Consider the following 25,298-nt stretch of genomic DNA (forward strand, 5'->3'; position numbering starts at 1 on the left):
AGTTTATGCCTGATGACCATAGCAAGTTGGTACCACTCCTTCCCATCCCGAACAGGACAGTGAAACGACTTTGCGCCGATGATAGTGCGGGTTCCCGTGTGAAAGTAGGTCATCGTCAGGCTCTTACAGTGAAAACCCCGTAGTCGCAAGATTACGGGGTTTTTTATTTGATCAATCGGTATTCTTGATATTGCTTGCGCAGTAGCGGACAAGGAAAGGATGAGCATGCAGCTGCAGGACATGTTGTATTCACAGGGCTTTGGCATTCGCCGCGTGTGCTCAGGCTTGGTGCAGCAAGGCTGGGTGGAGCTATGGAACCCGCAGACCTCTGACTGGGAGAAGGTCCTGGATTCCACCCAGCAGGTGGATCCTGAAGGTCTGCGCTTCAGGGTGCAAGGCGTGGAGTGGGAGTATCACGAGCTGGGTTATGTGCTGCTGAACAAGCCAGCCGGCACCGAGTGCTCGCAAAAGCCATCGGCCTATCCCAGCATCTATACCTTGCTGCCGGCTCCGCTGCGTCAACGACCCAACAAAGGGGCGGTACAAGGTGTTCAGGCGGTGGGGCGCCTGGATCAGGATACGACCGGTATGCTGCTGCTCAGCGACGATGGCCAGTTCATCCACCGCATGTCGTCGCCCAAAAAGCATGTCTCCAAGGTTTACCGGGTGACCTGCAAGCATCCGGTGGATGCCAAGCAGATACAGCGGCTGCTGGATGGCGTCGTTCTCGACGATGATCCCAAGCCCGTCAAGGCGGCGGCCTGCGAGCAGGTGGACAGCCATGTGCTGGATCTGACGCTGACCGAGGGCAAGTATCACCAGGTCAAGCGCATGATTGCGGCCGTGAGCAACCGGGTCGAAGGTCTGCATCGCAGAAGAATCGGCGGCATGGAGTTGCCTGCCGATCTGGAGCCTGGCCAATGGCGCTGGCTGACGGCACATGAGCTGGAATTGTTCAAGCCGGGCAAGTAAAACCGAGCAAGATAAAAAGCCTGCTGGCTTGCGCCAGCAGGCTTTTTGATTGGGGACACGGGCAATCAGTGTCGCTGCGCAGGGAGCATGGACGTCTGCTGGAGCTTGCCCGAGGCTTGCAGCGCAGCGCCAGGCAGGAATTCGATGCCGGTGCGGCGCACCAGCTCTGCGTAGCTGATGGGTTCGGTGACACGGGCCGCATCATCATTGGCCTGCCAGTGCGCCCAGGCACGCTGGCTCTGAGCGTCGTAAACCAGCTTGTAGAGAAAGCTGGGCACACGCACCTGGTTGTGGCCGACGGAGGCGGCGCCAGCATCAAAGACCGGGCCGGTGATGATGTAGACATCGCCCTGAGCTCGTTGTGCGTAGCTGCGCGTGTCTTTTTCGATGCGGGCCCAGGGGCCGCCGTTCTGCTTGATGGACTGGGGCACCATATTGGCCAGCGAGAAGCTCTGGGCCATGGCCTGTGCGGTCGGCATGTCGCCAGCGGGAGCCATGTGGCCGCGTGAGTAGCCGGAGCGCTTGTAGTCGTCCAGCTCGGCGCGTTCATCGCGGGGCAGGCGGGCGTCGCTGTAGAACTTGTTGGTGCGCTTTTCGTCGGCATCGGCGACCAGGGCCTTGTTCAGACGTTGAGCAACGAAGACGGGAGTCTTGCTCTGGCCGCTGTGCAGCACGGCAAACGCGTCATAGCACAGCGCACGCAGCTTGGGCTGATCGCTGAGCACGGGAGCTTTGCCATTGGCAAAGAACTGCGGGCATTGCTCAAAGCCCTGGGTGCTGCGCGTGGGATTCTTGACCTGGATGAGCGATGTGGGGCTGACCGCTGCCGAGGGTGCAGGCATCCGGGCGGAGCAGGCCACGCTGCTGATGGCCAGCATTGCGATGCCGGCATGGCGCAGCCATCGGGGGGAGCGTGAGGAGAAAGAGGAAAGCGGTGCTGAAAAAGCGGAAGACATGCGCGAGGAAGGCCGAGGGAGATGAAAAGAGTGCCAGCAGCCCAGGCGCAAGAGCGAGTCTGGCCGTCATCGAGGAGGATTGATTGCTACTTGAATAAGAGCTGCTTACGCAAGCTTTGAAAGCTTTTCAAGGTAAAAGTTTCCTGAAAAGCTTTGTAATAAAGCGCTAAGTGCTCATATTTTATAAGGGCTAGACTTTGCAACAGTCCTGACCCTGCTTACGTCGCCAAGCTTCGGATCCCCGATGGCGTTCCATGCATGAGCAGGATCTGCAGCGCGGCTTGGGTTTTCAGATGCAGCTGCTTGAGCGCCTCATCTTTCTGGGGCGGCAAAATGTACTGGCCCTGTGCGTTCCTCGCATAGGGCTTGCCCAGAATGTCGGCCATATCGATCTGGTAGTAGCTGCGGTCGCCGTATGGCCGCTTGCCGTCGATATAGGGCAAGGGCCAGATCGCCTGGCCGTCTTCCTCCTCGGCCAAAACATAAGGCAGGTCATCGGTACCGACTTCTCGCCACAGGGCGGCATGCAGCAGCGTCAGGTGTTCGGGACGAAAGTCGAAGCTGCTGTCTGGCGCCTGATCTGAGAAGTCGGGCGGCAAGGCATAGCGACCGGGCGCCAAGGTGGCGTTTGCCACAAACTCCGGCAGCCAAAGGCAGACCTCGGCCAGGAGCCTGGTGGCCAGAGCAGGATCGTGACTGCGCAGCACCTGCTGGGCAGTGTCGAGGGTGGACAGATCGCCGCCAAAGGGCTGCACGGGATCGAAGCCGGGTGCTCCCGACTCTATGGGCATCCACTGCACCCGCAGCAGGCGTATCAGCTGCAGATGCTGGGCGCTCAGTGGCGGCAGCGCCTGGCTGAAGACGGTCTGGATCACGGATCGACGTTCGGTACTGCCCGGACGCTTGCGCAGCCACGACCAGCTCAAAGAGCCGGTTGCCGCAACTGCCAGGGTGGAGAGTGTGGAGATCAGCAGCCTGCGCTTCATGGGCGAAGGCTTTCAGTCATCGATGGAAGCGCTCCAGCGGTCGCCCCAGCCGCTGCTGCGTTGCACGCGGTCGATATCCCGGCGGTCACGCTTGGTGGGGCGGCCGGTGTGCTGCGCCGCCAGTGTCGCTGCAGGTTCGGGAGCCAGACGGCGCTGCTCGGCCAGCTGTTCTCGCTGGGCAATGCTTTGCGCTGTTTCCTCGTATAGCTGTTGGGCCACGGGTGCCGGGCCGCGCATGCCGCTCAGCCCGCGCACTATGACTTCCCTGGGAATATTGCCCTGGCGCAGGTGGATATGGTCGCCCGGACGGATTTCACGCGAGGCCTTGGCATTGGCGTTGTTGACCGTGACCCGGCCTTTGCCAATTTCCTCCACAGCCAGGCTGCGGGTCTTGTAGAACCGCGCGCACCACAGCCATTTGTCCAGACGCATGGATTCAGTTTCACTCATGTCGGTATTTTGCGGCGTGAAGGGATGGCGATTCAAGTCAGAGCAGTATCCATGTCCTGGGCATCGCCATTGTGCAGGGGCAGCTGAATCAGCGCCTGCAGGCCACGCACGCGGCCGAGTCCGTCATGCAGATTGCGCAGCTCGATCTGGCCGCCCAGGGTTTGGACGATCTCCTGGCAGATGGCCAGGCCCAGGCCCGAGCCGCTGCGCGCGTTGCCCGCCGAAAAAGGCTGAAACAGCCGCTGGGCCAGTTCATCGTCGATGCCGCTGCCGCTGTCTTCGATACTCAGCTGCGCCATGCCGTTGTGCGCGCGCACATCGACTTGCAGACTCCCGTGCCTGGGTGTGTGGCGTATGGCGTTGTGCAGCAGGTTGCGGGTCAGCTCGCGCAGCATCCATTCATGGGCGGCCACGCAGCAGGCCTGGGTTTCGATGCCGAAGTCCATGTCGTGATCGGCAATCAGCGGCGATAGCTCCAGCGCCACGTCGCGTACGATATCGTCGAGCTGGGCGAGCATGGCGCTGCTCTGGCTGCTGTCTTCCTGGCGCAGCTGCTCGACCTTGGCCAGGGCCAGCATCTGGTTGGCGACGCGGGTGGCGCGGTCCACCGTGTCGTCGATCTCGGCAAAGGCCTGGGCCGGTGGAATATCGCCGCGCTTGGCCGACTGCACCTGGACCTTGAGCACCGCCAGCGGCGTGCGCAACTGGTGCGAGGCGTCGCGCACAAAGCGCTTCTGGTTGCTCAGCAGACCTTGCAGGCGCTGCATGGTCTGGTTGGTGGCCTCCAGCAGGGGCTGGATTTCGCGCGGGGCCTCGGGGGCCGCCAGCGGGCTCAGATCCCCCTGGGCCCGGCCTTGCAGGTCCTGGCTGAGCTGGCGTATGGGCTGGGTGGCGCGCTGCACGACGATGATGACGATCAGCGCGACGACCAGCACCAGCAGGGCCTGTCGAATCAGGGTGTCGCGCAGAATCTGCAAGGCCAGGGATTCGCGCAGCTCCAGGGTTTCGGCGACCTGGATCACGGCCATGCCGCGCCCGTCGGCACTGGCAACCGGCTGCAGCAGCACGGCGACGCGCACGGGGTGGCCGCGAAACTCGTCGTCATAGAAGTCCACCAGCGCCGCATAGGGCGGGCGCTGCGGAATCCTGCCGTTCCAGACAGGCAGCTCCGCAAAGCCCGAAATCAGTTGTCCATCCAGCGTGGAGACGCGGTAGAACATGCGGCTCTGGTTGTCGGCCTCGAAGATTTCCAGCGCCGAATAGGGGACGATGGCGCGCAGCTGTGCGTGCTCGTCGTATCCGGTAACGCCGATCTGCTCGCTGATGCTCTTGGCCGAGGCCAGCAGGGTTCTGTCGTAAGCCGTGTGCAGCGATGCCAGCGTCTGCTGATAGAGGCTCCAGGCATTGAGGGCAATCAGCGCCAGCACAGGCAGCAGGATGCCGGTGAGCAGCAGGCGCCTCAGCGACCAGGCTATCTTCGGCCGCGTCCTTGCCGGATTGGCTGTCACGCCGCCGCCTCGGCTTTGACCAGATAGCCCAGACCGCGCAGGGTGACCAGCTGCACGCCGGTGCCGCCCAGCTTTTTGCGCAGACGGTAGGCCACGACTTCCACGGCCTCGTATTGCACATCGACCTCGCTGGGGAAGACCAGGCTGAACAGCCTCTCCTTGGTGACCGCATGGCCGGGGCGCGCCAGCAGCGCATGCATCATGGACAGCTCGCGCGGGGTCAGCTCCAGGACCTTGTCGTCGAGATAGATCGCGCCGCTTTCCTTCTCATAGCGCAATGCGCCCAGGGCGATTGCCTCGGAACCTGACCGGGGTGTGAAGCTATCCTGACTGCGGCGCAGCAGGGCGCGCAGGCGCGCTTCCAGCTCGTCGAGGTCAAAGGGCTTGGCCAGATAGTCGTCGGCGCCGGCATTCAGGCCCATGACGCGGTCGCCCACGGTGCCGCGCGCGGTCAGGATCAGCACCGGCGTGCGCAGGCCCAGGGCGCGGGCGCGCTCCAGCACCTGCAGGCCGTCGAGACCGGGCAGACTCAGGTCCAGCACCACGGCATCGGGTTCGCGGGTTTGCCAATGGGCCAGGGCACTGGGGCCGTCGGCCGCCACATCCACATTCAGGCCGCGACGCATCAGTGTGCGCTGCAGCGTGGTGCGCATGGCGGAGTCATCTTCAACAAGCAGTAGTTGCATGTTGCCGAACATAGCACTGCGCTGCGAATGCGCAGACAAGTCGTGAAACGACCGGGGCTGCTTAAGGGATAGCCCTAGGTGATTGGACAGCTGTTTGACAGGCAGGCTGTCCATGATTGCATCCACTAACTACATAAGGAGTACATCATGCGTCGTGATACGTTTCTGAAGTCTCTGGCAGCCCTGGCGGCAGCCGGTGCTTTGCCCCTGTCGGCCCAGGCCGCGGCAGCCATCAAGATGATGCTGCCCGCCAACCCGGGTGGCGGCTGGGACACGACAGGCCGTGCCCTGGGCAAGGCCTTGCAGGACGCAGGTGTGGCTTCTTCCGTCACTTATGACAACAAGGGCGGTGCTGCCGGTGCCATCGGCCTGGCCCAGTTCGTCAACGGCAGCAAGGGTGATCCCAATGCCATGATGGTCATGGGCGCCGTGATGCTGGGCGGCATCATTACCGGCAAGCCTCCCGTCAATCTGAGCCAGGCCACGCCTCTGGCGCGCCTGACCAGCGAGTACAACGTGTTTGTGCTGCCCGCCAACTCGCCGTTCAAGAACATGGCGGAAGTGGTGGCCCAGCTCAAGAAGGATCCCGGCTCCGTCAAGTGGGGCGGTGGCTCGCGCGGCTCCACCGAGCACATTGCCGCGGCCATGATCGCCCGTGAAGTGGGCGTGGACCCCGCCAAGATCAACTACGTGGCTTTCCGTGGGGGCGGCGAGGCCATCTCCGCCATCCTGGGCGGCAACGTCACCGTGGGCGGCAGCGGCTTCAGCGAGTTTGCCGAATACATCGCGACCGGCAAGATGAAGCCCATCGGCGTGACCTCGGCCCAGCGCCTCAAGGGTGCGGCATCCAGCGTTCCCACGCTCAAGGAGCAGGGCATCAACGTGGAAATCGGCAACTGGCGCGGTGTGTATGGCGCTCCCGGCATCTCCAAGGCCCAGCGCGACGAGCTGGTCGCCCAGATCGAAAAGGCCACCAAGAGCAAGGCCTGGGCCGAAGCGCTGCAGAAGAACGACTGGACACCTGCCTGGCTGGGCGGCGATGCCTTTGGCAAGTTCGTGGACGATGAGTTCGCCAGCCTGCGCGCCACCATGGCCAAGTCCGGCATGATCTGACGATCACTAGGCCGCTGCGTTCTGCAGCGGCCTTTTCAGGGCATGGCACAGGGCTGGCGACTTCAGCCCTGATCGCGTTGTGTCCTGCTGTTTTCCCCCGCACTGATTGATGGCCTGCCCCTGACGGCGCAAGCCAGGGTTTGTGCAACCCCATGATGCCGTGGGAGCTGCCGCAAGGCGACTCTGGCGGGTTCCGAAAACCATTGAAATCACACACATTCATCATGTCTGATTCCTTCCAAGATCTGGCCCGGGCAGCGGAGGCCGCACAGGTTTCGGCCTATGCAGACCCCGACGAGCCGCAGAGCCCCAACGTACCGTCCAAGAGAGCGCAAACCATTGTCGGTGCGGGCGTGCTGCTGGTCGCTGCGGGACTGGCCCTTGGCGCACTGCAAATTCCTTCGGACTCCGGCTACGGCGGCGTCGGCCCCAATTTCCTGCCCTGGGTCTGCGCAGTGGTGCTGGGTATCTGCGGTGCCCTGCTGATCTGGGAAGCACGCAGCGGTGGTTTTCGCCATGCGGCCGACCCGGGCGGCCAGCCCAAGGTCGACATCCTGCCCTTTGCCTGGGTCTCGGCCGGTCTGCTGGTGAATGCGGCCTTGATCGGTACCCTGGGCTTTATTTTCAGCTGCACCATCTGCTATGTGCTGGCCGTGCAGGGCCTGCGCCGAGCCGCGCATCAGTCGCAGGCGTCCGCACCGGGCACCTGGGTCAAGGATGTGATCACGGGGCTGCTGATTGCGGCACCGGTGTTCTGGATGTTTACCAAGTTCCTGGCCATCAATCTGCCTGGTCTGACTGAAACGGGGTGGCTGTAATGGATATTTTCAATGCTTTGATGGCTGGCTTTGCCACGGCCATCACGCCCGCCAATCTGCTGTGGGCTCTGGTGGGCTGTGCCCTGGGTACGGCCGTGGGCGTGCTGCCCGGTATCGGCCCGGCCGTGGCCGTGGCCATGCTGCTGCCCATCACCGCCAAGGTGGATGTGACGGCATCCATGATCTTTTTCGCCGGCATCTACTACGGTGCCATGTATGGCGGCTCGACCACCTCGATTCTGCTGAACACACCTGGCGAGACGGCATCCATGGTCACTGCCATGGAAGGCAACAAGATGGCCAAGAGCGGCCGAGCCGGGGCGGCGCTGGCAACTGCCGCGATCGGCTCGTTTTTCGCGGGTACCTTTGCCACCGTGGTGGTGACCCTGTTCGCTCCCTATGTGGCCGACTTCGCCGTGAAATTGGGCCCGCCCGAGTACTTCATGCTCATGGTGCTGGCCTTCACCACCGTGAGTGCCGTGCTGGGTCAGAGCACGCTGCGCGGCATGACGGCGCTGTTTGTCGGTCTGGCTGCGGGTTGCATCGGCATGGACCAGATCTCCGGCGCGGCGCGCTATACCGGCGGCAAGATGGAGTTGCTGGATGGCATCGATATCGTGCTGGTGGCCGTGGGTCTGTTTGCCGTGGCCGAAGTGCTGTATGCCGCCATGTATGAAGGCAAGGTCGAGGAGTCGCAGAACAAGCTGACGCGTGTGCACATGACCAAGCGCGACTGGAAGCGTTCCTGGCCCGCCTGGATGCGCGGCACGCTGCTGGGGACACCGTTCGGTTGCATTCCTGCCGGCGGTACCGAGATCCCGACCTTTCTGAGCTACGCGACCGAAAAGAAGCTGGCCAAGGGCGAAGACAAGGCCGAGTTCGGCGGCAAGGGCGCCATCGAAGGCGTGGCCGGTCCGGAAGCCGCCAACAATGCGACCGTGACCGCGGCTCTGATTCCGCTGCTGACTCTGGGCATTCCCACCAGCAACACCACGGCCGTGCTGCTGGGCGCTTTCCAGAACTACGGCATCAACCCCGGCCCCCAGCTGTTTACCAGCTCTGCGGCCCTGGTCTGGGCGCTGATCGCCTCGCTGTACATCGGCAACGTGATGCTGCTGGTGCTCAACCTGCCCATGGTGGGCCTGTGGGTCAAGCTGCTGAAGATTCCGCGTCCCCAGCTGTATGCCGGCATTCTGATCTTCGCAACCGTCGGTGCCTACGGCATGCGCCAGAGCGCATTCGATCTGTTCCTGCTCTACGGCATCGGCGTGCTGGGCGTGATCATGCGCCGCTTCGACTTCCCCACCGCTCCCGTGGTGGTGGGCATGATCCTCGGCCCACTGGCCGAAGCCCAGATGCGCAACGCCGTGTCTATCGGCGAGGGCAGCTGGTGGATCTTCCTGCAGCGCCCCATGTCGCTGACGCTGATCATCATCGTGCTGGCTGTGCTGATCATTCCCCGCGTGCTCAAGCGCCTGTCGCAGGCCAAGCATGCCCGGGAGGCAAGCACCGCCTGAGTCCGCTTTCCTAGCCTGCTGCGGGTGCTTCACGCATGGAGCCCGTTGCATTCACATCCCCTGTCCGGTGAGCCGGACAGGGGATTTTTTTATGGAGGCAGGCTCAGTTCATGGGCGTGGATGCGTTGTCCGCTCAGGCATGGGTGGCGCCAGGAGCGCGGCTACAGGTCTGTGCTGATGGTTGGGCTTCAATGTCGCCCTACCATGACGCGATGGAAATGAGCCAACTGCTACCCCACGATTTCGCTTGTGAGCTACCCGAAGATGCCGACGGCATCTATGCCCTGGCGGCACGGTCCATGTTTCAGCTGTTCTCTTCAATGAGCCAGGGCATGTTTCTGGTCGACAGAAGCGGGCGCATCGTCTGGGTCAACAAAGGCTACGAGCGTTTTTTGCCGCGCCTGGGTGTGGCCGGTGTGGGCGACTTTCTCGGGCATATGGTGGAGGAGGTCATCCCCAACACCCAGATGCGGGGCGTGCTGGAGACCGGCAAGCCGGTCCTGATCGATCTGCTGACCAATAGCGCCGGAACCTTTGTCGTCAGCCGCCTGCCGCTGCATGACGATGAAGGAGGCGTGATCGGTGCCATCGGCATTGTGTTGTTCGACCAGCCAGAAACGACCTTGCAGCCGCTGATCAGCAAGTTCGCGATGCTGCAGCGCGATCTCGATGAGGCGAGGCGCGAGCTGGCTGCCCAGCGCAGCCGCAGCTTGCACGCGTCCGTACAGGGCGCGCGCCGCAGCAAATACAGCTTTGCCAGCTTTGTGGGCAGCAGCCCGGCCGCGGTCGAGGTCAAGCGCCAGGCACGGCGGGCGGCCCAGTCCATGAGCCCGGTGCTGTTGCTGGGCGAGACAGGTACCGGCAAGGAGGTGCTGGCTCATGCCATCCATGCCGCATCGGCGCGGTCTGCCGGTCCTTTTGTGAGCGTCAATATCGCGGCCATTCCCGAGACGCTGCTGGAGGCAGAATTCTTCGGTGTGGCACCGGGCGCATTTACCGGAGCCGAGCGCAAGACACGCGACGGAAAGTTCAAGCTCGCCGATGGCGGTACCCTGTTTCTGGATGAAATCGGCGACATGCCCGCCAGCCTGCAGGCCAAGCTGCTGCGGGCCTTGCAGGAGGGCGAGATCGAGCCGCTGGGCTCCAATCAGATCGTGCATTTCGATGTGCGCGTGGTGGCCGCGACTTCTCGCGATCTGCTGCAGATGGTGCGCGACGGGCGCTTCCGCGAAGACCTGTTCTACCGGCTGCATGTGCTGCCCGTGCGCGTGCCGCCGCTGCGCGAGCGCAGCAGCGATATCCCGGCCCTGGTGGAAATGCTCTGCGAGGACCTGGCACTGCGCAACGACATGGTTCCGCCGGAGCTGGGCAAGGGCGCGCTGGAACTGCTGGTTGCGCAGGCTTGGCGCGGCAATATTCGCGAGCTGCGCAATGTGCTGGAGCAAGCCGCCATGCGCTGCGATGACTCGCACATCGATGCCGGCCTGCTGGCACAGGTGCTGCGCTCGTCCGGGGTCGAGCCTCAGGCTCCGCATCGGCAGCCCCCGGCTCAGGAGACCATGGCGGCAATGCCGGCAACGGGTGATCTTCTCAAGCCGCTGGCCGAGCAAATGGCCGATCTCGAAACCCGCGCCATACGGGCAGCGATGCAGGCCCATGGGGGTAACAAGCTGGCGGTGGCAAGGACGCTCGGCATATCGCGCGCCAAGCTGTACGACCGGCTCGAGACGCTGAATTTCTGAGCCATGCTAGGGATTGCCCTTGGTGGGTAGGACTTGGTTTGTTTTTATAGTTATAAAAAATATCTAATTTAAGTCCGGAGACAGCATGGCATTGGTACAAGGGCAGGAAGTGTGGAGGCCCACCCAGCAACGGCAGGAGCAAAGCGGCCTGTGGCATTACATGAACTGGCTGCGCGACAGCCGTGGCCGTGACTTCTCCGACTATGAGGCGCTGTGGCAATGGTCGGCAACCGATATCGAAGGCTTCTGGCGCTCCATCTGGGACTACTTCGACGTTCAGGCCGATGGTGACCCCACGCAGGTGCTGGCCAGCCGCAGGATGCCCGGTGCCGAGTGGTTTCCCGGCACCCGGCTGAACTACGCAGAGCACATCTTCCGCCAGGCCAGCGATCAGCGTCCGGCCATCATTGCGCGCTGCGAGGGCCAGACTCCGGTCGAAGTCTCCTGGCAGCAGTTGCAGCGCGATGTGGGCGCCCTGGCGGCAAGCCTGCGCGGTCTGGGCATAGGGCGTGGCGATCGCGTGGTGGCCTATCTGCCCAATGTGCCGCAGACCGTGGTGGCGTTTCTGGCCTGCGCCAGCATTGGCGCCATCTGGTCTAGCTGCGCGCCGGAGATGGGTGTTTCCGTGGTGCTGGACCGCTTCCAGCAGATTGCGCCCAAGCTGATTTTTGCGACCGACAGCTACACCTACGCCGGCAGGCAGTTCGATCGCCGTGAAGTGCTGGACGAAGTGCTCCAGGGTCTGCCCGATATCGCCCAGGTGATTCATGTGCCGGGGCCCTTGTTCGGCAGCGATGCCGAGCATGCAGCCGTGCCCTGGCGTGACTGCATGAGCTGGGACGAGGCAACGCGCCATGCAGTGCCACTGCAGTTCGAGCGCCTGCCGTTCTCCCATCCGCTATGGGTGGTGTACTCCTCGGGAACCACCGGCCTGCCCAAGGCCATGGTGCACAGCCATGGTGGCATCGTGCTCACCCACCTCAAGACCAATCGCCTGCAGCACGATGTCTTGCCCGGCGATCGGTTCATGTTCCTGGGCAGCACGGGCTGGATTGTCTGGAATCTGATGATAGGCAGCCTGCTGGCCGGCGCGACCGTGGTCCTGTCCGACGGCAACCCGACGGCGCCCCATGATGATGCGCTCTGGGACTTCATCGACCAATACCAGGTCAGCATCTTTGGTTGCGGCGCGGCCTTCCTCATCAAGAGCATGAAGGATGGTGTCTCGCCGAAGAAGGGGCGCCAGTTCGAGAAGCTGCGTGCCATCAACTCCACGGGCTCGCCGCTGCCTCTCGATGCCTATGCCTGGGTCTATGAGAGCGTCAAAGGCGATCTGTGGCTGGCTTCGATCAGCGGCGGCACGGATATCGCCTCGGGCTTTGTGGCCTGCGCTCCCATACTGCCCGTCAACGCGGGCGAGATCCAGTGCCGCGAACTGGGCGTGGCCGCCCATGCCTTCAACGAGCAGGGCCAGAAGGTGGTTGCCGAAGTCGGCGAGCTGGTGATTACCGAGCCCATGCCCTCCATGCCCGTGTTCTTCTGGAACGACGAGAGCGGGGCGCGCTACCACGACAGCTATTTCGATGTGTTTGCCGGCTACTGGCGCCATGGCGACTGGATCGAGTTCAGCGAGCGCGGCACGGCCGTGATCTACGGGCGCTCGGACAGCACCATCAACCGCTTCGGCATACGCATGGGCACGGCGGAGATCTACCGTGTCGTCGAGGAGCTCGACGCCGTCAAGGACAGCCTGGTGGTCGACCTCGAATACCTGGGCCGACCTTCCTTCATGCCGCTGTTCGTGACTCTGGCCGAAGGCCAGGCATTGACGGGCGAGCTGACCGCCCAGATCAAGAACGCCATCAAGACCAAGGCTTCGGCACGCCATGTACCCAATGTGGTGGTACAGGTGGCCGAGATTCCGCGCACCCTCACCGGCAAGAAGATGGAGGTACCTGTGCGCAAGCTGCTGCTGGGCGCGGACGCCGCCAAGGTGGCCAGCCCCGATGCCATGGCCAATCCATCCAGCATTGATTTCTTCATTCAATTTCGAGAGCAGGTGCCGCAGGCGTGACAAGCGCTTGAGGCTGATTTGACTCAATACCCAAAGCAGACCCACCCATGAACCATCAAGATCTGATCGCCATCGACTTCCACACCCATGCGGAAGTCAGCTGCCGCAATCCCTTTGACAGCTATGGCGAGGAGTACGACCGCGCGGCCGACAAATACTTCGGCAGCTCGCTGCGTCCGACGATCGCCGAAACCATTGCCTATTACCGCGAGCGCAAGATCGGTCTGGTGATGTTCACGGTGGACAGCGAGGCGCAACTGGGTCGTCGCCGCATCCCCAATGAAGAGATTGCCGATGCTGCGCGCGAGAACAGCGACATGATGGTGGCATTCGCCAGCATCGACCCACACAAGGGCAAGATGGGCGCGCGCGAGGCCGAGCGCCTGATCACCGAATGCGGCGTCAAGGGCTTCAAGTTCCATCCCACGGTGCAGGGCTTTCATCCCTACGATCGCATGGCCTGGCCCATCTACGAGGTCATCAACCACTACAAGCTGCCCGCCATCTTCCACACCGGCCACAGTGGTATCGGCAGCGGCATGAAGTGCGGTGGCGGCCTGCGTCTGGCCTATAGCAACCCCATGCTGCTGGACGATGTGGCCGTGGACTTCGGCGATATGCAGATCGTCATGGCGCACCCGAGCTTTCCCTGGCAGGACGAGGCGATCTCGGTGGCGCTGCACAAGCCCAATGTCTGGATCGATCTTTCGGGCTGGAGCCCCAAGTATTTCCCCAAGCAGCTGGTGCAGTACGCCAACACCTTGCTCAAGGACCGTGTGCTGTTCGGCAGCGACTTCCCGCTGATCACGCCGGAGCGCTGGATGAAGGACTTCGAGGTCGCCGGCTTCAAGCCCGAGGTCATGTCGGGCATTCTCAAGGACAACGCCGTGCGGCTGCTGGAATTCGACAAAAAGCGCGATGCCGCGTAAAGAACACAAGGATCACCGCAGTGATCCTTTTTTCATGGCGCTTGAACCTTGGCCGAGGCCAAGCCTGAAGCAGTGTATGGAAAACGCGCAGTGTCTTTTTTGAAGACACTTTCTGTCTGATTTTCAGGCAATAGGGCGCTGACCATCACAGTCCTCAGAGGAAAACCAGACTGGCACGAAGACTGCTAACTGCACACCATACAAAGACAAGCGGAACCACCGCAAACACCGTCAAGGAGACAAACCATGCACAAGCGCAGCCTGCTGCAGTTCGCGGCCCTGGCCGCCATGGCCGCCCATGTTCCGGGGGCTCTGGCTCAATCCGAAATCCGCATCGCCCATGTCTACAGCAAGACCGGGCCGCTGGAGGCCTACGGCAAGCAGACGCAGGCCGGGCTGCTGATGGGACTGGAATACGCCACAGGCGGCAGCATGACGGTGGCAGGCAAGAAGCTGGTACTCATCGAAAAGGATGACCAGGGCAAGCCCGACCTGGGCAAGAGCCTGCTGGCCGCCGCCTATTCGGACGACAAGGCCGATCTGGCGGTCGGCCCCAGCGCGTCGGGCGTGGCGCTGGCCATGCTGCCCGTGGCCGAGGAGTACAAGAAGATCCTGATCGTCGAGCCCGCCGTGGCCGACTCCATCACCGGCGACAAGTGGAACAAGTACATCTTCCGCACCGGCCGCAACTCCAGCCAGGATGCGATCAGCAATGCCGTGGCCATCGACAAGCCCGGAGTGACGATTGCGACACTGGCCCAGGACAATGCCTTCGGCCGCGACGGCGTCAAGGCCTTCAAGGAGGCGGTCAAGAAGGGCAAGCTGGTGCACGAGGAGTATCTGCCAGCGGCCACCACCGATTTCACGGCCGGCGCCCAGCGCCTGATCGACAGGCTCAAGGATGTTCCAGGCAAGAAGGTGATCTGGATTGTCTGGGCCGGTGCCGGCAATCCCTTCAAGATCGCCGACATGGACCTCAAGCGCTACGGCATCGAGATTGCCACGGGCGGTAACATCCTGCCGGCCATGGCTGCCTACAAGAATCTGCCGGGCATGGAGGGCGCCACCTACTATTACTTCGGCATCCCCAAGAACCCGGTGAACGAAGCCATGGTCTCCATGAGCTACAAGCAGTTCAAGGCTCCGCCGGACTTCTTCACGGCGGGCGGCTTCTCGGCCGCGATGGCTATCGTTACGGCACTCAAGAAGACCGGCGGCGACACCAAGACCAACGCCTTGATCAAGGCCATGGAAGGCATGAGCTTCGATACACCCAAGGGCGTCATGACCTTCCGCAAGGAAGATCACCAGGCCATGCAGAGCATGTACCACTTCAGGATCAAGAACGATCCGGCCATGGCCTGGGGCGTTCCCGAGCTGGTGCGCGAGATCAAGCCTGAGGAAATGAACGTTCCCGTGCGCAACCAGCGCTGATCCGGCAGGGAGATCTTCCCGCGCCCACCCGTCCTCTCAATTGATGAACCCTCGGAAACACGAGGGCTGGCATTGCTCATTCCTATTTCAACGATTCACGGAGACAAAGCATGCGAGTTCAATCCTGGAGAAGCGGCGTTGCCGCGCTGGCGCTATGGGGCGGCGTGAACCTGGCCGCGGGGGCGGCCGTGCCGCTGGGGCAATACAACATTGCCACCGACCAGATCAGCGTTTCGGGCCTGTCGTCGGGCGGCTTCATGGCCAATCAGCTGGGCAATGCCTATTCGGCAAGCTTCATGGGGGTGGGGATCTTCGCGGCAGGCCCGTATATGTGCGCCGGCCTGAACAATTACACGGCCTGCATGTACAACGCCAGCATCAGCAGCGCGCAGCTCAATGCCATGCAGTCCAGCATCGACAGTTACAGCAGCGCTGCCAGCATCGACGCCAAGAGCCGAATCGCGGCACAGAAGATCTATATCTTCACGGGCACCAGCGACTACACGGTGGGGCCGAATCTCACCGATGCGCTGCAGACCCAGTATCTGAACAATGGCGTGCCGCAGGCCAATATCGCCTATGTCAAGCGATCGGGGGCTGCCCATGTGCTGCCCACCGACTTCGACAGCAGCGGCAACAATGCCTGCAGCAGCAGCGCTTCGCCCTATATCAGCAATTGCGGCTATGACGGCGCCAAGGCTGCACTCACGCATTTCTATGGTGCGCTCAATCCGCGCAACGATGCTCCGACCACCGGCAACTACATAGAGTTCAACCAGGCCAGCTATACCAATGCCAATCCTGGCATGGCCAGCACCGGCTGGCTCTATGTGCCGCAGAGCTGCGCCAGCGGCACGCAGTGCAGGCTGCATGTGGTGCTGCACGGCTGCCAGCAGAGCACGGACAAGATTGGCGACAAGTTCGTCAGGAACACGGGCTTCAGCCGCTGGGCGGATACCAACAACATCATCGTGCTGTATCCGCAGACCCAGGTGGACAACAACAACCGCAGCACGAGCAAGAGCGGTTCGCTGGCCAATCCCAATGCCTGCTGGGACTGGATAGGCTGGTATGGCAATAACTTTGCGCAAAAGAGCGGCGTGCAGATGACGGCCATCAAGGCCATGATCGATCGCATTGCCTCCGGCGCGGGCTCCGGCACCGGTGGCGGCAACGGCGGAGGAACCCCGACCCAGCCAGCCCTGGCGGCTCCTACGGGACTGGGCGCGTCGGCTGCCACCAGCACCAGCATGCAGCTGGACTGGGCTCCTGTGACCAGCGCTGCGGGCTATAACGTCTATCGCAACGGCAACAAGGCCAATGCGCTCACGGTCTATGCCACCAGCTATGTCGATGCGGCGCTGAACCCTGCCACCAGCTACAGCTGGACGGTGCGGGCCGTGGACGGCAATGGCGCAGAAAGTGCCGACTCTGCCGCAGTGAGCGCCTCGACGCTGACCGGCAGCAATCCTGCGGGCACTTGCACGACGGCCAGCAATTACGCCCATGTACAGGCCAACCGCGCCTATCAGCAAGGCGGCTATGCCTATGCCAACGGCTCGGGCCAGAACATGGGCTTGTGGAATGTGTTCTACACCACCACGCTGAAGCAGACCGGCAGCAACTACTACGTGATCGGTACCTGCCCCTGAGCAGCGACCGCACGCATTCGAGAAGGAAAGATCCGCTTCCATGGGCATTCTGGCAACGCAAGATCTCACCATCCGCTTTGGGGGCCATGTGGCCGTGAACGCTGTGACCTGCTCGTTCGAGCCGGGCACGCTCACGGCCATCGTGGGCCCCAATGGGGCCGGGAAGACCACTTATTTCAACCTGATCTCGGGCCAGCTCAAGGCCAGCTCCGGTACGGTCACCCTGGGGGGGCGCGATCTGAGCGGCCTACCCGCGTCGGCGCGTACGCGAGCCGGGCTGGGCAGGGCCTTTCAACTCACGAATCTCTTTCCGAATCTGAGCGTGCAGGAGAACGTGCGGCTGGCGGTGCAGGCCAGCATGACGGGAGCGCATCGCCGCGGCTTGAACCTCTGGAGCATCTGGAGCGATCACCGGGCGGTTACGCAGCGTGCGCGACAAATCCTGGAGCGGGTCTCCATGTCCGAGCGTGCCGACACCATCGTCGCCAGCCTGCCGCACGGCGATCAGCGCAAGCTGGAGGTGGCTCTGCTGATGGCGCTGGAGCCGCAGGTCTATATGTTTGACGAGCCCACGGCGGGCATGAGCCATGACGAGGCACCGGTGATTCTGGACCTGATACGCGAACTCAAAAAAGACCGCAGCAAGATCATCCTGCTGGTGGAGCACAAGATGGATGTGGTGCGCGAGCTAGCCGATCGCATCATCGTGCTGACCAACGGGCAGCTGGTGGCCGACGGCAAGCCTGCTGAGGTCATCGCCTCGCCCGTGGTGCAGCAGGCCTATCTCGGCAATGCCGTGAAGGAGGACGCATGAGCCAGACATCCGCCCCTTTGCTGCAACTGTCCGGCGTCCATACCCATATAGGCGCCTATCACATACTGCATGGCGTGGACCTGATCGTGCCGCAGGGCGAGGTCACCATGCTGCTGGGCCGCAACGGCGCCGGCAAGACCACCACGCTGCGCACCATCATGGGCCTGTGGCAGGCCAGCCAGGGCCGCATCCAGTTTGCGCAGAAGGACATTGCCCAGCTGTCCACGCCGGCCATTGCACGCCTGAATATCGCCTATGTGCCCGAGAACATGGGCATCTTTGCCGATCTCACGGTCAAGGAAAACCTGTTGCTGGCGGCACGCGCCGCCGCCCATGCGGGCCAGATGGATGCCGCCCGGCTGGACTGGATCTACCAGCTGTTCCCGGCCGTGCAGAAGTTCTGGAATGCGCCTGCGGGCAAGCTCAGCGGCGGGCAGAAGCAGATGGTGGCCGTGGCGCGCGCCATTGTCGAGCCGCGCGATCTGCTGATCGTCGATGAGCCCAGCAAGGGCCTGGCTCCCGCCATCATCAACAACATGATCGAGGCCATTGCCCAGCTCAAGGCCGGCGGCGTGAGCATCTTGCTGGTGGAGCAGAACATTGACTTCGCCAAACGCCTGGGCGACGGCGTGGCCGTGATGGACAACGGCCGTGTCATCCACGCGGGCCGCATGGCCGATCTGGCGGCCGATGCGCAGCTGCAGCAGACGTTGCTGGGGCTGTCCTTATGAAGGGAGTCGTATCCGACATGCCATCCGTCTTTATGTCTCACTCGCAAGCCGCCATGGATCTGGCCGTGTTGGCGGGCAATCGGAGGGAGCCTGCATGAGCTTCAAGGATATGGATTACAAGCCGCTGTTGCTGGTGCCGCTGCTGGCGCTGGTGACGCTGCCGCTGGTGGGATCGCCCAGCACCTGGCTGACGCTGACGGTTGCAGGTTTGGCCATGGGCATGATCGTCTTCATCATCGCTTCGGGTCTGACGCTGGTGTTCGGCCTCATGGATGTGCTGAACTTCGGGCACGGCGTGTTTATCGCGCTCGGCGCCTTTGTGGCCACCAGCGTGCTTGGCGTCATGGGCGACTGGACGGGCTCGGACCAGCTCTGGCGCAATCTGGCCGCCGTCTTTCCGGCCATGCTGGTGGCGATGCTGGTGGCCGGCGCCGTGGGTCTGGCGTTCGAGCGCTTCATCGTGCGCCCGGTCTATGGCCAGCATCTCAAGCAGATTCTCATCACCATGGGCGGCATGATCATCGGCGAGGAGCTGATCAAGGTCATCTGGGGCCCGCAGCAGATACCGCTGCCCCTGCCCGATGCCATGAAGGGGGCGTGGTTGCTGGGCGATGCGGCCGTGGAGAAGTACCGCGTGTTTGCCGTGCTGGTGGGCGCGCTGGTGTTTGCAGGGCTGGCCTGGACGCTTGCTCGAACCAAGCTGGGCCTGCTGATCCGCGCCGGCGTGCAGGATCGCGAGATGGTCGAGGCGCTTGGCTACCGGGTGCGCAGCCTGTTCATTGGCGTGTTTGTGGCCGGCTCGGCCCTGGCCGGGCTGGGCGGCGTGATGTGGGGGCTGTACCAGCAGAACGTGATTCCGCAGATGGGTGCCCAGGTCAATGTGCTGATCTTCATCGTCATCATCATCGGCGGGCTGGGCAGCACCGGTGGCGCTCTCATCGGAGCGCTGCTGGTGGGGCTGATGGCCAACTACACGGGCTTTCTCGTGCCCAAGGTGGCGTTGTTTTCCAATATCGCACTGATGGTCGCCATCCTGCTCTGGCGGCCCCAAGGTGTCTATCCGGTGGCGAACCGATGAGATATCCCCTGAGTCGTTTAGCGCCTTTGCCTGGCCGGGCGCCCCAAGGGGACGCAACCCTCGCTGCGAGGCGGCCCCTGCTTGTTGGCCGCTGGCCGGGGGCATGCTCAGTTCGAGCAACTCGCCACCAAAGAGATGAAAGGTTGATTGGATGTTGAACCGTTTGCTCTCCGGCGATCTGCCGCGCAGTCGCATCCTGGCACTGATGCTGCTGGCGATCTTCCTCGGTCTTGCCGTGGCGCCGTTTGCCTTTCCCGGTGTCAAGGCGCTCAATGTGGCGGCCAAGGTGCTGATCTTTGTGGTGCTGGTGGCCAGCTTTGACCTGCTGCTGGGCTATACCGGCATCGTCAGCTTTGCCCACACCATGTTCTTCGGCATAGGTGCCTATGGCGTGGCGATTGCCTCCGGCAAGCTGGGGGCGGGCTGGGGGGCGCTGGCCCTGGGGCTGGGGGCGGCGCTGCTGTTGTCGCTGCTCTTGTCCCTGGCCATCGGCCTGTTTTCCCTGCGTGTGCGCGCCATCTTCTTTGCCATGATCACGCTGGCCGTGGCGGCCGCATTTCAGACCCTGGCTTCGCAGCTGTCCGACTGGACGGGAGGCGAGGACGGCCTGACCTTCAAGATGCCCGAATGGCTGTCGCCCAGTTTCGAGCCCTTCGAGAACGAGATCTTCGGCACCCTCATCGACGGCCGCATCATCAGCTACTACCTGCTGTTTGTGCTGGCGCTGCTGCTGGTGCTGATGCTGCTGCGCATCGTCAATTCGCCCTTCGGCCGCGTGCTGCAGGCGATTCGCGAGAACGAGTTCCGTGCCGAGGCCATCGGCTACCGCGTGGTGATCTATCGCACCACATCCAGCGTGCTCTCGGCCCTGTTCGCCTGCGTGGCCGGTGCCATGCTTGCGGTCTGGCTGCGCTACAACGGGCCGGACACCACGCTGTCCTTCGAGATCATGATGGACTGCCTGCTCATCGTCGTCATCGGCGGCATGGGCACGATTTATGGCGCGGTGATCGGCTCCGTCATCTTTCTGGTCGCGCAAAGCTATCTGCAGGATTTGCTGCGGCTAGGCAGCGAGGCCACCGTCAGCCTGCCATGGCTGTCGGCCCTGCTGTCGCCGGACCGCTGGCTGCTGTGGCTGGGGCTGCTGTTTGTGCTCTCGGTCTATTACTTCCCCACGGGCGTTGTCGGGCGGCTGCGTGCTGCGGCATCGCTCAAGGAGTGATCATTTCAATTTTTATAGCTTAAAGCGCTTGATGCATAAGCGTTAAAGGCCAATTCATCCAAAAAATCATGAGCCAGACATCTCCCGCCTTGCCCCTGCCCGCATCTTGCTATGCTCTTTGCGCGGGCTATGAGATTCATTACCTTGACTGGCAGCCGCAAGGCCCCACCAAGGCCACGGTGATCGCCTGGCATGGCCTGGCACGCACGGGCCGCGACATGGATGCACTGGCGCAGTTTCTCGTGGCGCAAGGCTATCGCGTCATCTGCCCGGATACGCTGGGCCGCGGCCTGAGCCAGTGGAGCCGCAACCCGCGCGAGGAATATCGGCTGCGCTTCTATGCCCGTCTGGCGCACGAGCTGATGGATGCGCTGGCGCTGCAGCAGGTGCACTGGGTGGGGACCAGCATGGGCGGTGCGATAGGCACAGTCTGCGCATCCGGCCTGTTCGAGCCGGATCTCAGACACCGCATTCTCACGCTTACGCTCAACGACAATGCGCCCGAGCTGGCCGAGCCTGCACTGGCCCGCATCAAGAGCTACGCCGGCCGGCCACCGGTGTTCGACACCGTCGCCGAGCTGGAAGGCTTTTTCCGCGCGGCCTACAAGCCCTATGGCTGGCTCAGCGATTTCGAGTGGCGCAAGCTGACCGAGACCAGCACGCGCCGTTGCGACGACGGCCGCGTCACCCCGCATTACGACCCGCGCATGATCGAGCAGTTCACCGAGCATGACAACGACTATCTGCTCTGGGATCACTATGACGCGTTGCAACTGCCCGTGCTGTTGCTGCGCGGCGAGGAGTCCGATCTGGTGCTCAAGCCGGTGGCCGAGCAGATGCAGCAGCGCGGCCCCGGTGTCCGAGGTCTGCTGACCTGGCTGGAAGTGCCGGACTGCGGCCATGCGCCGGCGCTCAATGTGAGCACGCATTTCGAGGCCGTTCTGTCCCATCTGCACCAGGCTTGAAGCGCAACAACCTCGCAGCCCCGGGGATGTTCACGTCTCGCTAGCATCGGTGGCTAAGCCCGGTCGGGGTAAGGAGCGTGGGTCATGGGTTTTGTCGTCGATCTGATTCGGGAATACGGCTTCGGCATTGTCTTTCTCAACGTGCTGGTGGAGCAACTGGGCGCTCCCATCCCGGCCTATCCGGTGCTGGTGGTGACCGGAGCGCTGGAAGGCGGCAGCCTGGCACGCCTGGGCTGGCTCACCGTGATTGCGGTGGCCGCAGCGCTGATTGCCGATGTGCTTTGGTACCACGCAGGCAGAGCCTATGGGCACCGGGTGCTGGGACGTATCTGCCGCATTTCGCTCTCGCCCGATGCCTGCATCCGTCAGACAGAGTCCGTCTATGGTCGCTGGGGCGCCAGGTCTTTGCTGGTGGCCAAGTTCGTGCCGGGCTTTGCCTCCATCGCCAGCGCGCTGGCCGGCGTGGTGGGCACACCGCTGCGCACCTTCGTGCTGTTCGATACGCTGGGGGCCCTGATCTGGGTGGGCTCGGCGGTGTTTCTGGGCTCGCTGTTCAGTTCCACGGTGCAGGATCTGCTCGATGTGCTGACGGCCCTGGGCAAATGGGGGCTGCTGCTGCTGTGCGTGGCGTTCGCGGTCTTCGTGGCGCGCAAGTGGTGGCAGAGGCAGCGCGTGGTGCGTTCGCTGAAGATGCCGCGAATGTCAGTCGAGGAACTGGCGGGGCTCAACGCCCAGGGCATCATGCCGACGGTGATCGATGTGCGCGAACCCCTGCTCTTCGGTCGGAGTCATATTCCCGGTGCCAGCTCCTGGCTGGAGCATCAGGGCAAGGGCAGGGCGGCCTACGAGCACTTGCTGCCGCGTGAGCGGCATGAGCATGGCCTGGTCGTGTATTGCGACTGCCCCGACGAGATCTCCGCCGCGCGCGTGGCCAGGCAATTGCAGCGTGCGGGATTTCGCAACGTCCGGCCATTGTCCGGTGGCCTGACGGCCTGGGAGGCGGCTGGCTTTGAGCTGGAAAAGCCCGAGGCCTGAGCAGGCCCCAAAGAAAAACGCCCTGACCATTTCTCGGGCAGGGCGTCGGGTGGGGTCGAGGCGCTTACTTGCCGGCAGGCATGGAGCAATGCCCGCCCTGTGCGGCCTGGCCGGAGCCGGCGGCAATCAGCGGTGCTTCGAAGCGCAGGTCAATGGCCGGCGATGTATGAAAGTCCCAGGCCAGAAAGACGAGCAGCACGGCCCAGAATACGGTGCGCAAGGTGCTTGGTGAGGTCATGGTGGTTCCTTGCTCAGAAGCCGAAATGGCGGCGGATGCGCAGGCCGAAGATGGTGCCTGCAAATGCCAGTGGGACCCAGATCCAGCCGTGGATGGAGCCGGTGGAGATGCCCGAGAGCATGGCGCCCACATTGCAGCCGAAAGCCAGGCGCGAGCTGTAGCCGAGCACCAGTCCCGCCACCAGGGCCACGACCCATTGTGTGCCTGTCAGTGCCTTGGCTGCCGCGGGCTTGCCGGCGGCAATCCACAATGCGCCGCCCAGAATCCCGATATTGGTGATGCTGGTCACGTCCAGCAGCACGGTCTCGTGCAGGCGCGCCGCATTGCCGGGCTGGCTCCAGAACCAGTTGCTGGCCAGATCGACGGCGCCAGTGGCATTGGCGATCTTGGCGGCCCACAGACCAAAGCCGTAGACCACGCCCCAGGGCTGGCCCGCAATGATCAGGTTGAGCGTAGCCAGGATAGCCAGCAGCACGGCACCCACCAGCCATTTACGCACCAGCAGCGGCTTGGCCGGGCGGCTCAGGGCGGCATTGGCCTTTTTCACATACAGGGCCACGCCTGCCGCGATCACGGCCAGCGCGACCAGCGTGGCGATCAGCGCTGGAGCCCAGCCCCATTGCGTGACCAGGCCCACGGGTGCCGTATTGCCCAGGTCCAGCCACCAGCCAAGGTGCAGGCTGCCCAGAAAGCTGCCGATCGCGAACAAGGGCAGTATGGCCGTGTTCATGGGGATGCCCATGCCGGCTTTGTACAGCGTGCCGCTGCCGCAACCGTCGGCGATCTGCATGCACAGGCCGAAGACAAAGGCTCCAACCAGCAGGCTGATGCTGGGTGGGCCGAGAGCTGCCGTCAGCTCCGGGAAATGGCCCAGCAAAGGCATGGCCAGTGCCGCAGCCAGCGCCAGCAGCAGCAACTGGCCAAAGATGCCGCTGCCGTCCTTTTCCTCGACCAGCATGCGCCAGCCCGTGGTGAAGCCAAATCGCTTGCCGGCCAGCACCGCGCCCAGGCCTATGCCCACGGCAAACAGCGCCGCCTGACGCACCGAGACCGACCACAGCAGCCAGCCAAAGAAAACCGCCAGCAAGGCGGTTATGGGAAGTCGTTTCATATGTCTTTATGGAATTGATGGGTAAGGACTGCGACGCACTTTCCGCAAAGGGCATGCACCCAGATCAGAGACAACGAGCAAAGGCCGCCCTGCAGCGAAGTTGTCGTCCCCCTTGGGGGCGCCCGGCTTGGGGAAGGCGCGAAGCGACTCAGGGGAGTCATTTAAAAGTTTTTTCCCACCATTTTTGGGCGTCATAGGCCAATGACTGGGCGCGGCCCGGCTGGTTGGCCATGCGCGGCGCGTCCTTGGATTGCGTCCAGTCGACCATGGACCCCGCATACAGCTTCACATTGGGCAGGCCTGCCATTTCGGAGAGGCCGAACCAGTCGGTGGCCGCCCAGTGACCGGTGTTGCAGAAGGCCACCATGTCCTGGCCTTGCGGGCGCTGGACCTTGGCAGCGATTTCCCGGGCCTTGGCTGCATCCACGAACCGCGAGGTACCGGGCACAAACCATTGATTGAAATCCAGTTGCTGGGCGCCGGGCAAGGTGCCCGAGAGCTTGGCGGCTGGCGCGCGGGTCTTGCCCAGATAGAAGGCGTCGGGGCGCGAGTCCACCAGGGCTGCGTTGGAGAGGTCGATATGCTTGCCCACGTCCTGCTGGGTGGCCAGCCAGTTGGCGTCAAAAGTCGGGGCGTAGCTGCTGGGCGCAATCTGCACCTGGGTCTTGCCCAGCGGCTTGCCTGCACCCTCCCAGGCCTTCATGCCGCCGTTGACGATGGACAGCTCCTTGAGGCCCAGGCTCTTGAGCGTCCAGTACACACGCGCCGCGGCACCGAAGTCCGTGGCATCGGCACCGCTGGAGATCACGATGGCATGCGTGGCTGGCGTCAGGCCCAGGGACTGGACCAGCGCCACCAGCTTGGCCTGGTCGGGCAGCTCGCCAGGATTGGTGGCCGGGCCGCGCCATTTGCCGTAGGGGGCGTTGGCGGCCTGGGCGATATGGCCGGCCTCGAAGGCTTTGGGGTCGCGGATATCGATGAGGCGGACATCGGCCTGCTGCAGCAGTGGCTGCAGCTGTTCGGGGTTGAGCAGGGGCTGGGCCGCGAGCGCCCAACCGGTGGCGCCCAGGCTCAAGCCCAGACCCAGTGCATAGCGTGTCAGAGAGTTTTTCATGGCAGGAGTCGGCAAAGCCGATTCGTCAGGGGCATGGCTATGCCCAGGGCCTCTATTGTCCGGCCTTGCCGCGAGAGGGCCAACCAAGAAAAACTTGTCTGCTTATTGCCTGGGGTCATGAACCGGCGAACAAACAGCGTGATTTCTGATAAA

Annotated in this window: 23 protein-coding genes and 1 rRNA gene; 16 read left to right on the forward strand and 8 right to left on the reverse strand. The window is 63.1% G+C overall.

Going from position 1 to position 25,298, the window contains the following annotated elements; genetic code table 11:
• The first annotated feature begins 8 nt into the window (after nucleotides 1-8).
• Nucleotides 9-121, forward strand: a 5S ribosomal RNA gene (gene rrf, locus FSY59_RS00005).
• Nucleotides 122-225: 104 nt separating this feature from the next.
• Nucleotides 226-972 carry a 16S rRNA pseudouridine(516) synthase gene (locus FSY59_RS00010; RefSeq protein ID WP_003057583.1) on the forward strand — a complete coding sequence of 249 codons (747 nt, stop codon included), beginning with the start codon at nucleotides 226-228 and terminating at the stop codon, nucleotides 970-972.
• Between the two features lie 65 nt (nucleotides 973-1,037).
• Here FSY59_RS00010 and FSY59_RS00015 read toward each other — a convergent pair whose 3' ends face one another.
• From FSY59_RS00015 to FSY59_RS00040, 5 genes are all read right to left on the reverse strand, one after another.
• Nucleotides 1,038-1,850 carry a DNA/RNA non-specific endonuclease gene (locus FSY59_RS00015; protein WP_003057581.1) on the reverse strand — a complete coding sequence of 271 codons (813 nt, stop codon included), beginning with the start codon at nucleotides 1,848-1,850 and terminating at the stop codon, nucleotides 1,038-1,040.
• Nucleotides 1,851-2,146: 296 nt separating this feature from the next.
• Complete coding sequence (locus tag FSY59_RS00025) at nucleotides 2,147-2,914, reverse strand: hypothetical protein (RefSeq protein ID WP_148728216.1); 768 nt, start codon at nucleotides 2,912-2,914, stop codon at nucleotides 2,147-2,149.
• Nucleotides 2,915-2,926: 12 nt separating this feature from the next.
• Entirely contained in the window at nucleotides 2,927-3,364 is a 438-nt protein-coding gene (locus FSY59_RS00030) for an RNA-binding S4 domain-containing protein (RefSeq protein WP_043376163.1), read from the reverse strand.
• A 32-nt stretch (nucleotides 3,365-3,396) separates the two neighbouring features.
• Nucleotides 3,397-4,872, reverse strand: a complete 1,476-nt coding sequence (locus FSY59_RS00035; protein ID WP_148728217.1) for a sensor histidine kinase — start codon at nucleotides 4,870-4,872, stop codon at nucleotides 3,397-3,399.
• Nucleotides 4,869-5,570, reverse strand: a complete 702-nt coding sequence (locus FSY59_RS00040; protein WP_148728219.1) for a response regulator — start codon at nucleotides 5,568-5,570, stop codon at nucleotides 4,869-4,871. The genes FSY59_RS00035 and FSY59_RS00040 overlap by 4 nt, the downstream gene beginning before the upstream one ends.
• 135 nt (nucleotides 5,571-5,705) lie before the next feature.
• Here FSY59_RS00040 and FSY59_RS00045 point away from each other — a divergent pair, with 135 nt between their 5' ends.
• From FSY59_RS00045 to FSY59_RS00110, 14 genes are all read left to right on the forward strand, one after another.
• Nucleotides 5,706-6,671, forward strand: a complete 966-nt coding sequence (locus FSY59_RS00045; protein ID WP_003057571.1) for a tripartite tricarboxylate transporter substrate binding protein — start codon at nucleotides 5,706-5,708, stop codon at nucleotides 6,669-6,671.
• A 224-nt stretch (nucleotides 6,672-6,895) separates the two neighbouring features.
• The gene (locus FSY59_RS00050; RefSeq protein ID WP_003057569.1) at nucleotides 6,896-7,489 is read left to right on the forward strand and encodes a tripartite tricarboxylate transporter TctB family protein; all 594 of its coding nucleotides are present in this window, start codon (nucleotides 6,896-6,898) and stop codon (nucleotides 7,487-7,489) included.
• Nucleotides 7,489-9,006, forward strand: a complete 1,518-nt coding sequence (locus tag FSY59_RS00055; RefSeq protein WP_003057567.1) for a tripartite tricarboxylate transporter permease — start codon at nucleotides 7,489-7,491, stop codon at nucleotides 9,004-9,006. Before FSY59_RS00050 ends, FSY59_RS00055 begins: the two co-directional genes overlap by 1 nt.
• A gap of 218 nt (nucleotides 9,007-9,224) precedes the next feature.
• Nucleotides 9,225-10,748 carry a sigma-54-dependent Fis family transcriptional regulator gene (locus FSY59_RS00060; protein WP_050872856.1) on the forward strand — a complete coding sequence of 508 codons (1,524 nt, stop codon included), beginning with the start codon at nucleotides 9,225-9,227 and terminating at the stop codon, nucleotides 10,746-10,748.
• 85 nt (nucleotides 10,749-10,833) lie between these two features.
• Entirely contained in the window at nucleotides 10,834-12,822 is a 1,989-nt protein-coding gene (locus tag FSY59_RS00065; RefSeq protein WP_148728220.1) for an acetoacetate--CoA ligase, read from the forward strand.
• 47 nt (nucleotides 12,823-12,869) lie between these two features.
• Entirely contained in the window at nucleotides 12,870-13,751 is an 882-nt protein-coding gene (locus FSY59_RS00070) for an amidohydrolase family protein (RefSeq protein ID WP_148728221.1), read from the forward strand.
• A 246-nt stretch (nucleotides 13,752-13,997) separates the two neighbouring features.
• The gene (locus FSY59_RS00075) at nucleotides 13,998-15,185 is read left to right on the forward strand and encodes a substrate-binding domain-containing protein (protein ID WP_043008572.1); all 1,188 of its coding nucleotides are present in this window, start codon (nucleotides 13,998-14,000) and stop codon (nucleotides 15,183-15,185) included.
• A 110-nt stretch (nucleotides 15,186-15,295) separates the two neighbouring features.
• Nucleotides 15,296-16,837 carry a PHB depolymerase family esterase gene (locus FSY59_RS00080; protein ID WP_148728223.1) on the forward strand — a complete coding sequence of 514 codons (1,542 nt, stop codon included), beginning with the start codon at nucleotides 15,296-15,298 and terminating at the stop codon, nucleotides 16,835-16,837.
• A 40-nt stretch (nucleotides 16,838-16,877) separates the two neighbouring features.
• Nucleotides 16,878-17,651, forward strand: a complete 774-nt coding sequence (locus tag FSY59_RS00085; protein ID WP_003057553.1) for an ABC transporter ATP-binding protein — start codon at nucleotides 16,878-16,880, stop codon at nucleotides 17,649-17,651.
• Nucleotides 17,648-18,382, forward strand: coding sequence for an ABC transporter ATP-binding protein (locus tag FSY59_RS00090; protein WP_148728224.1), 735 nt, complete (start codon nucleotides 17,648-17,650; stop codon nucleotides 18,380-18,382). The genes FSY59_RS00085 and FSY59_RS00090 overlap by 4 nt, the downstream gene beginning before the upstream one ends.
• Before the next feature lie 94 nt (nucleotides 18,383-18,476).
• On the forward strand, nucleotides 18,477-19,460 hold the full coding sequence (locus FSY59_RS00095) for a branched-chain amino acid ABC transporter permease (RefSeq protein ID WP_003057547.1): 984 nt from the start codon (nucleotides 18,477-18,479) through the stop codon (nucleotides 19,458-19,460).
• 151 nt (nucleotides 19,461-19,611) lie between these two features.
• A complete protein-coding gene (locus tag FSY59_RS00100) occupies nucleotides 19,612-20,682 on the forward strand; it encodes a branched-chain amino acid ABC transporter permease (RefSeq protein WP_148728225.1) in 1,071 nt (356 codons plus the stop codon).
• A 68-nt stretch (nucleotides 20,683-20,750) separates the two neighbouring features.
• Nucleotides 20,751-21,647, forward strand: a complete 897-nt coding sequence (locus FSY59_RS00105) for an alpha/beta fold hydrolase (RefSeq protein ID WP_148728226.1) — start codon at nucleotides 20,751-20,753, stop codon at nucleotides 21,645-21,647.
• A gap of 84 nt (nucleotides 21,648-21,731) precedes the next feature.
• Nucleotides 21,732-22,682: a VTT domain-containing protein gene (locus FSY59_RS00110; RefSeq protein WP_148728228.1), complete on the forward strand. Its 951-nt coding sequence runs from the start codon at nucleotides 21,732-21,734 to the stop codon at nucleotides 22,680-22,682.
• Between the two features lie 64 nt (nucleotides 22,683-22,746).
• Here the strand turns inward: FSY59_RS00110 and FSY59_RS27260 are convergent, their stop codons facing one another.
• The 3 genes from FSY59_RS27260 to FSY59_RS00120 form a co-directional block, all read right to left on the reverse strand.
• Nucleotides 22,747-22,920 (reverse strand): hypothetical protein, encoded by a 174-nt coding sequence (locus tag FSY59_RS27260; RefSeq protein WP_003057543.1) that lies wholly within the window; start codon nucleotides 22,918-22,920, stop codon nucleotides 22,747-22,749.
• Between the two features lie 13 nt (nucleotides 22,921-22,933).
• Nucleotides 22,934-24,031, reverse strand: a complete 1,098-nt coding sequence (locus FSY59_RS00115) for a YeeE/YedE thiosulfate transporter family protein (protein ID WP_003057542.1) — start codon at nucleotides 24,029-24,031, stop codon at nucleotides 22,934-22,936.
• A 157-nt stretch (nucleotides 24,032-24,188) separates the two neighbouring features.
• On the reverse strand, nucleotides 24,189-25,145 hold the full coding sequence (locus FSY59_RS00120; protein ID WP_148728229.1) for a sulfurtransferase: 957 nt from the start codon (nucleotides 25,143-25,145) through the stop codon (nucleotides 24,189-24,191).
• Between the last annotated feature and the right edge of the window lie 153 nt (nucleotides 25,146-25,298).

Origin of the sequence: Comamonas sp. Z3 (genome assembly GCF_008121565.1) — a bacterium.
GTDB classification, from domain to species: Bacteria; Pseudomonadota; Gammaproteobacteria; order Burkholderiales; family Burkholderiaceae_C; genus Comamonas; species Comamonas brasiliensis.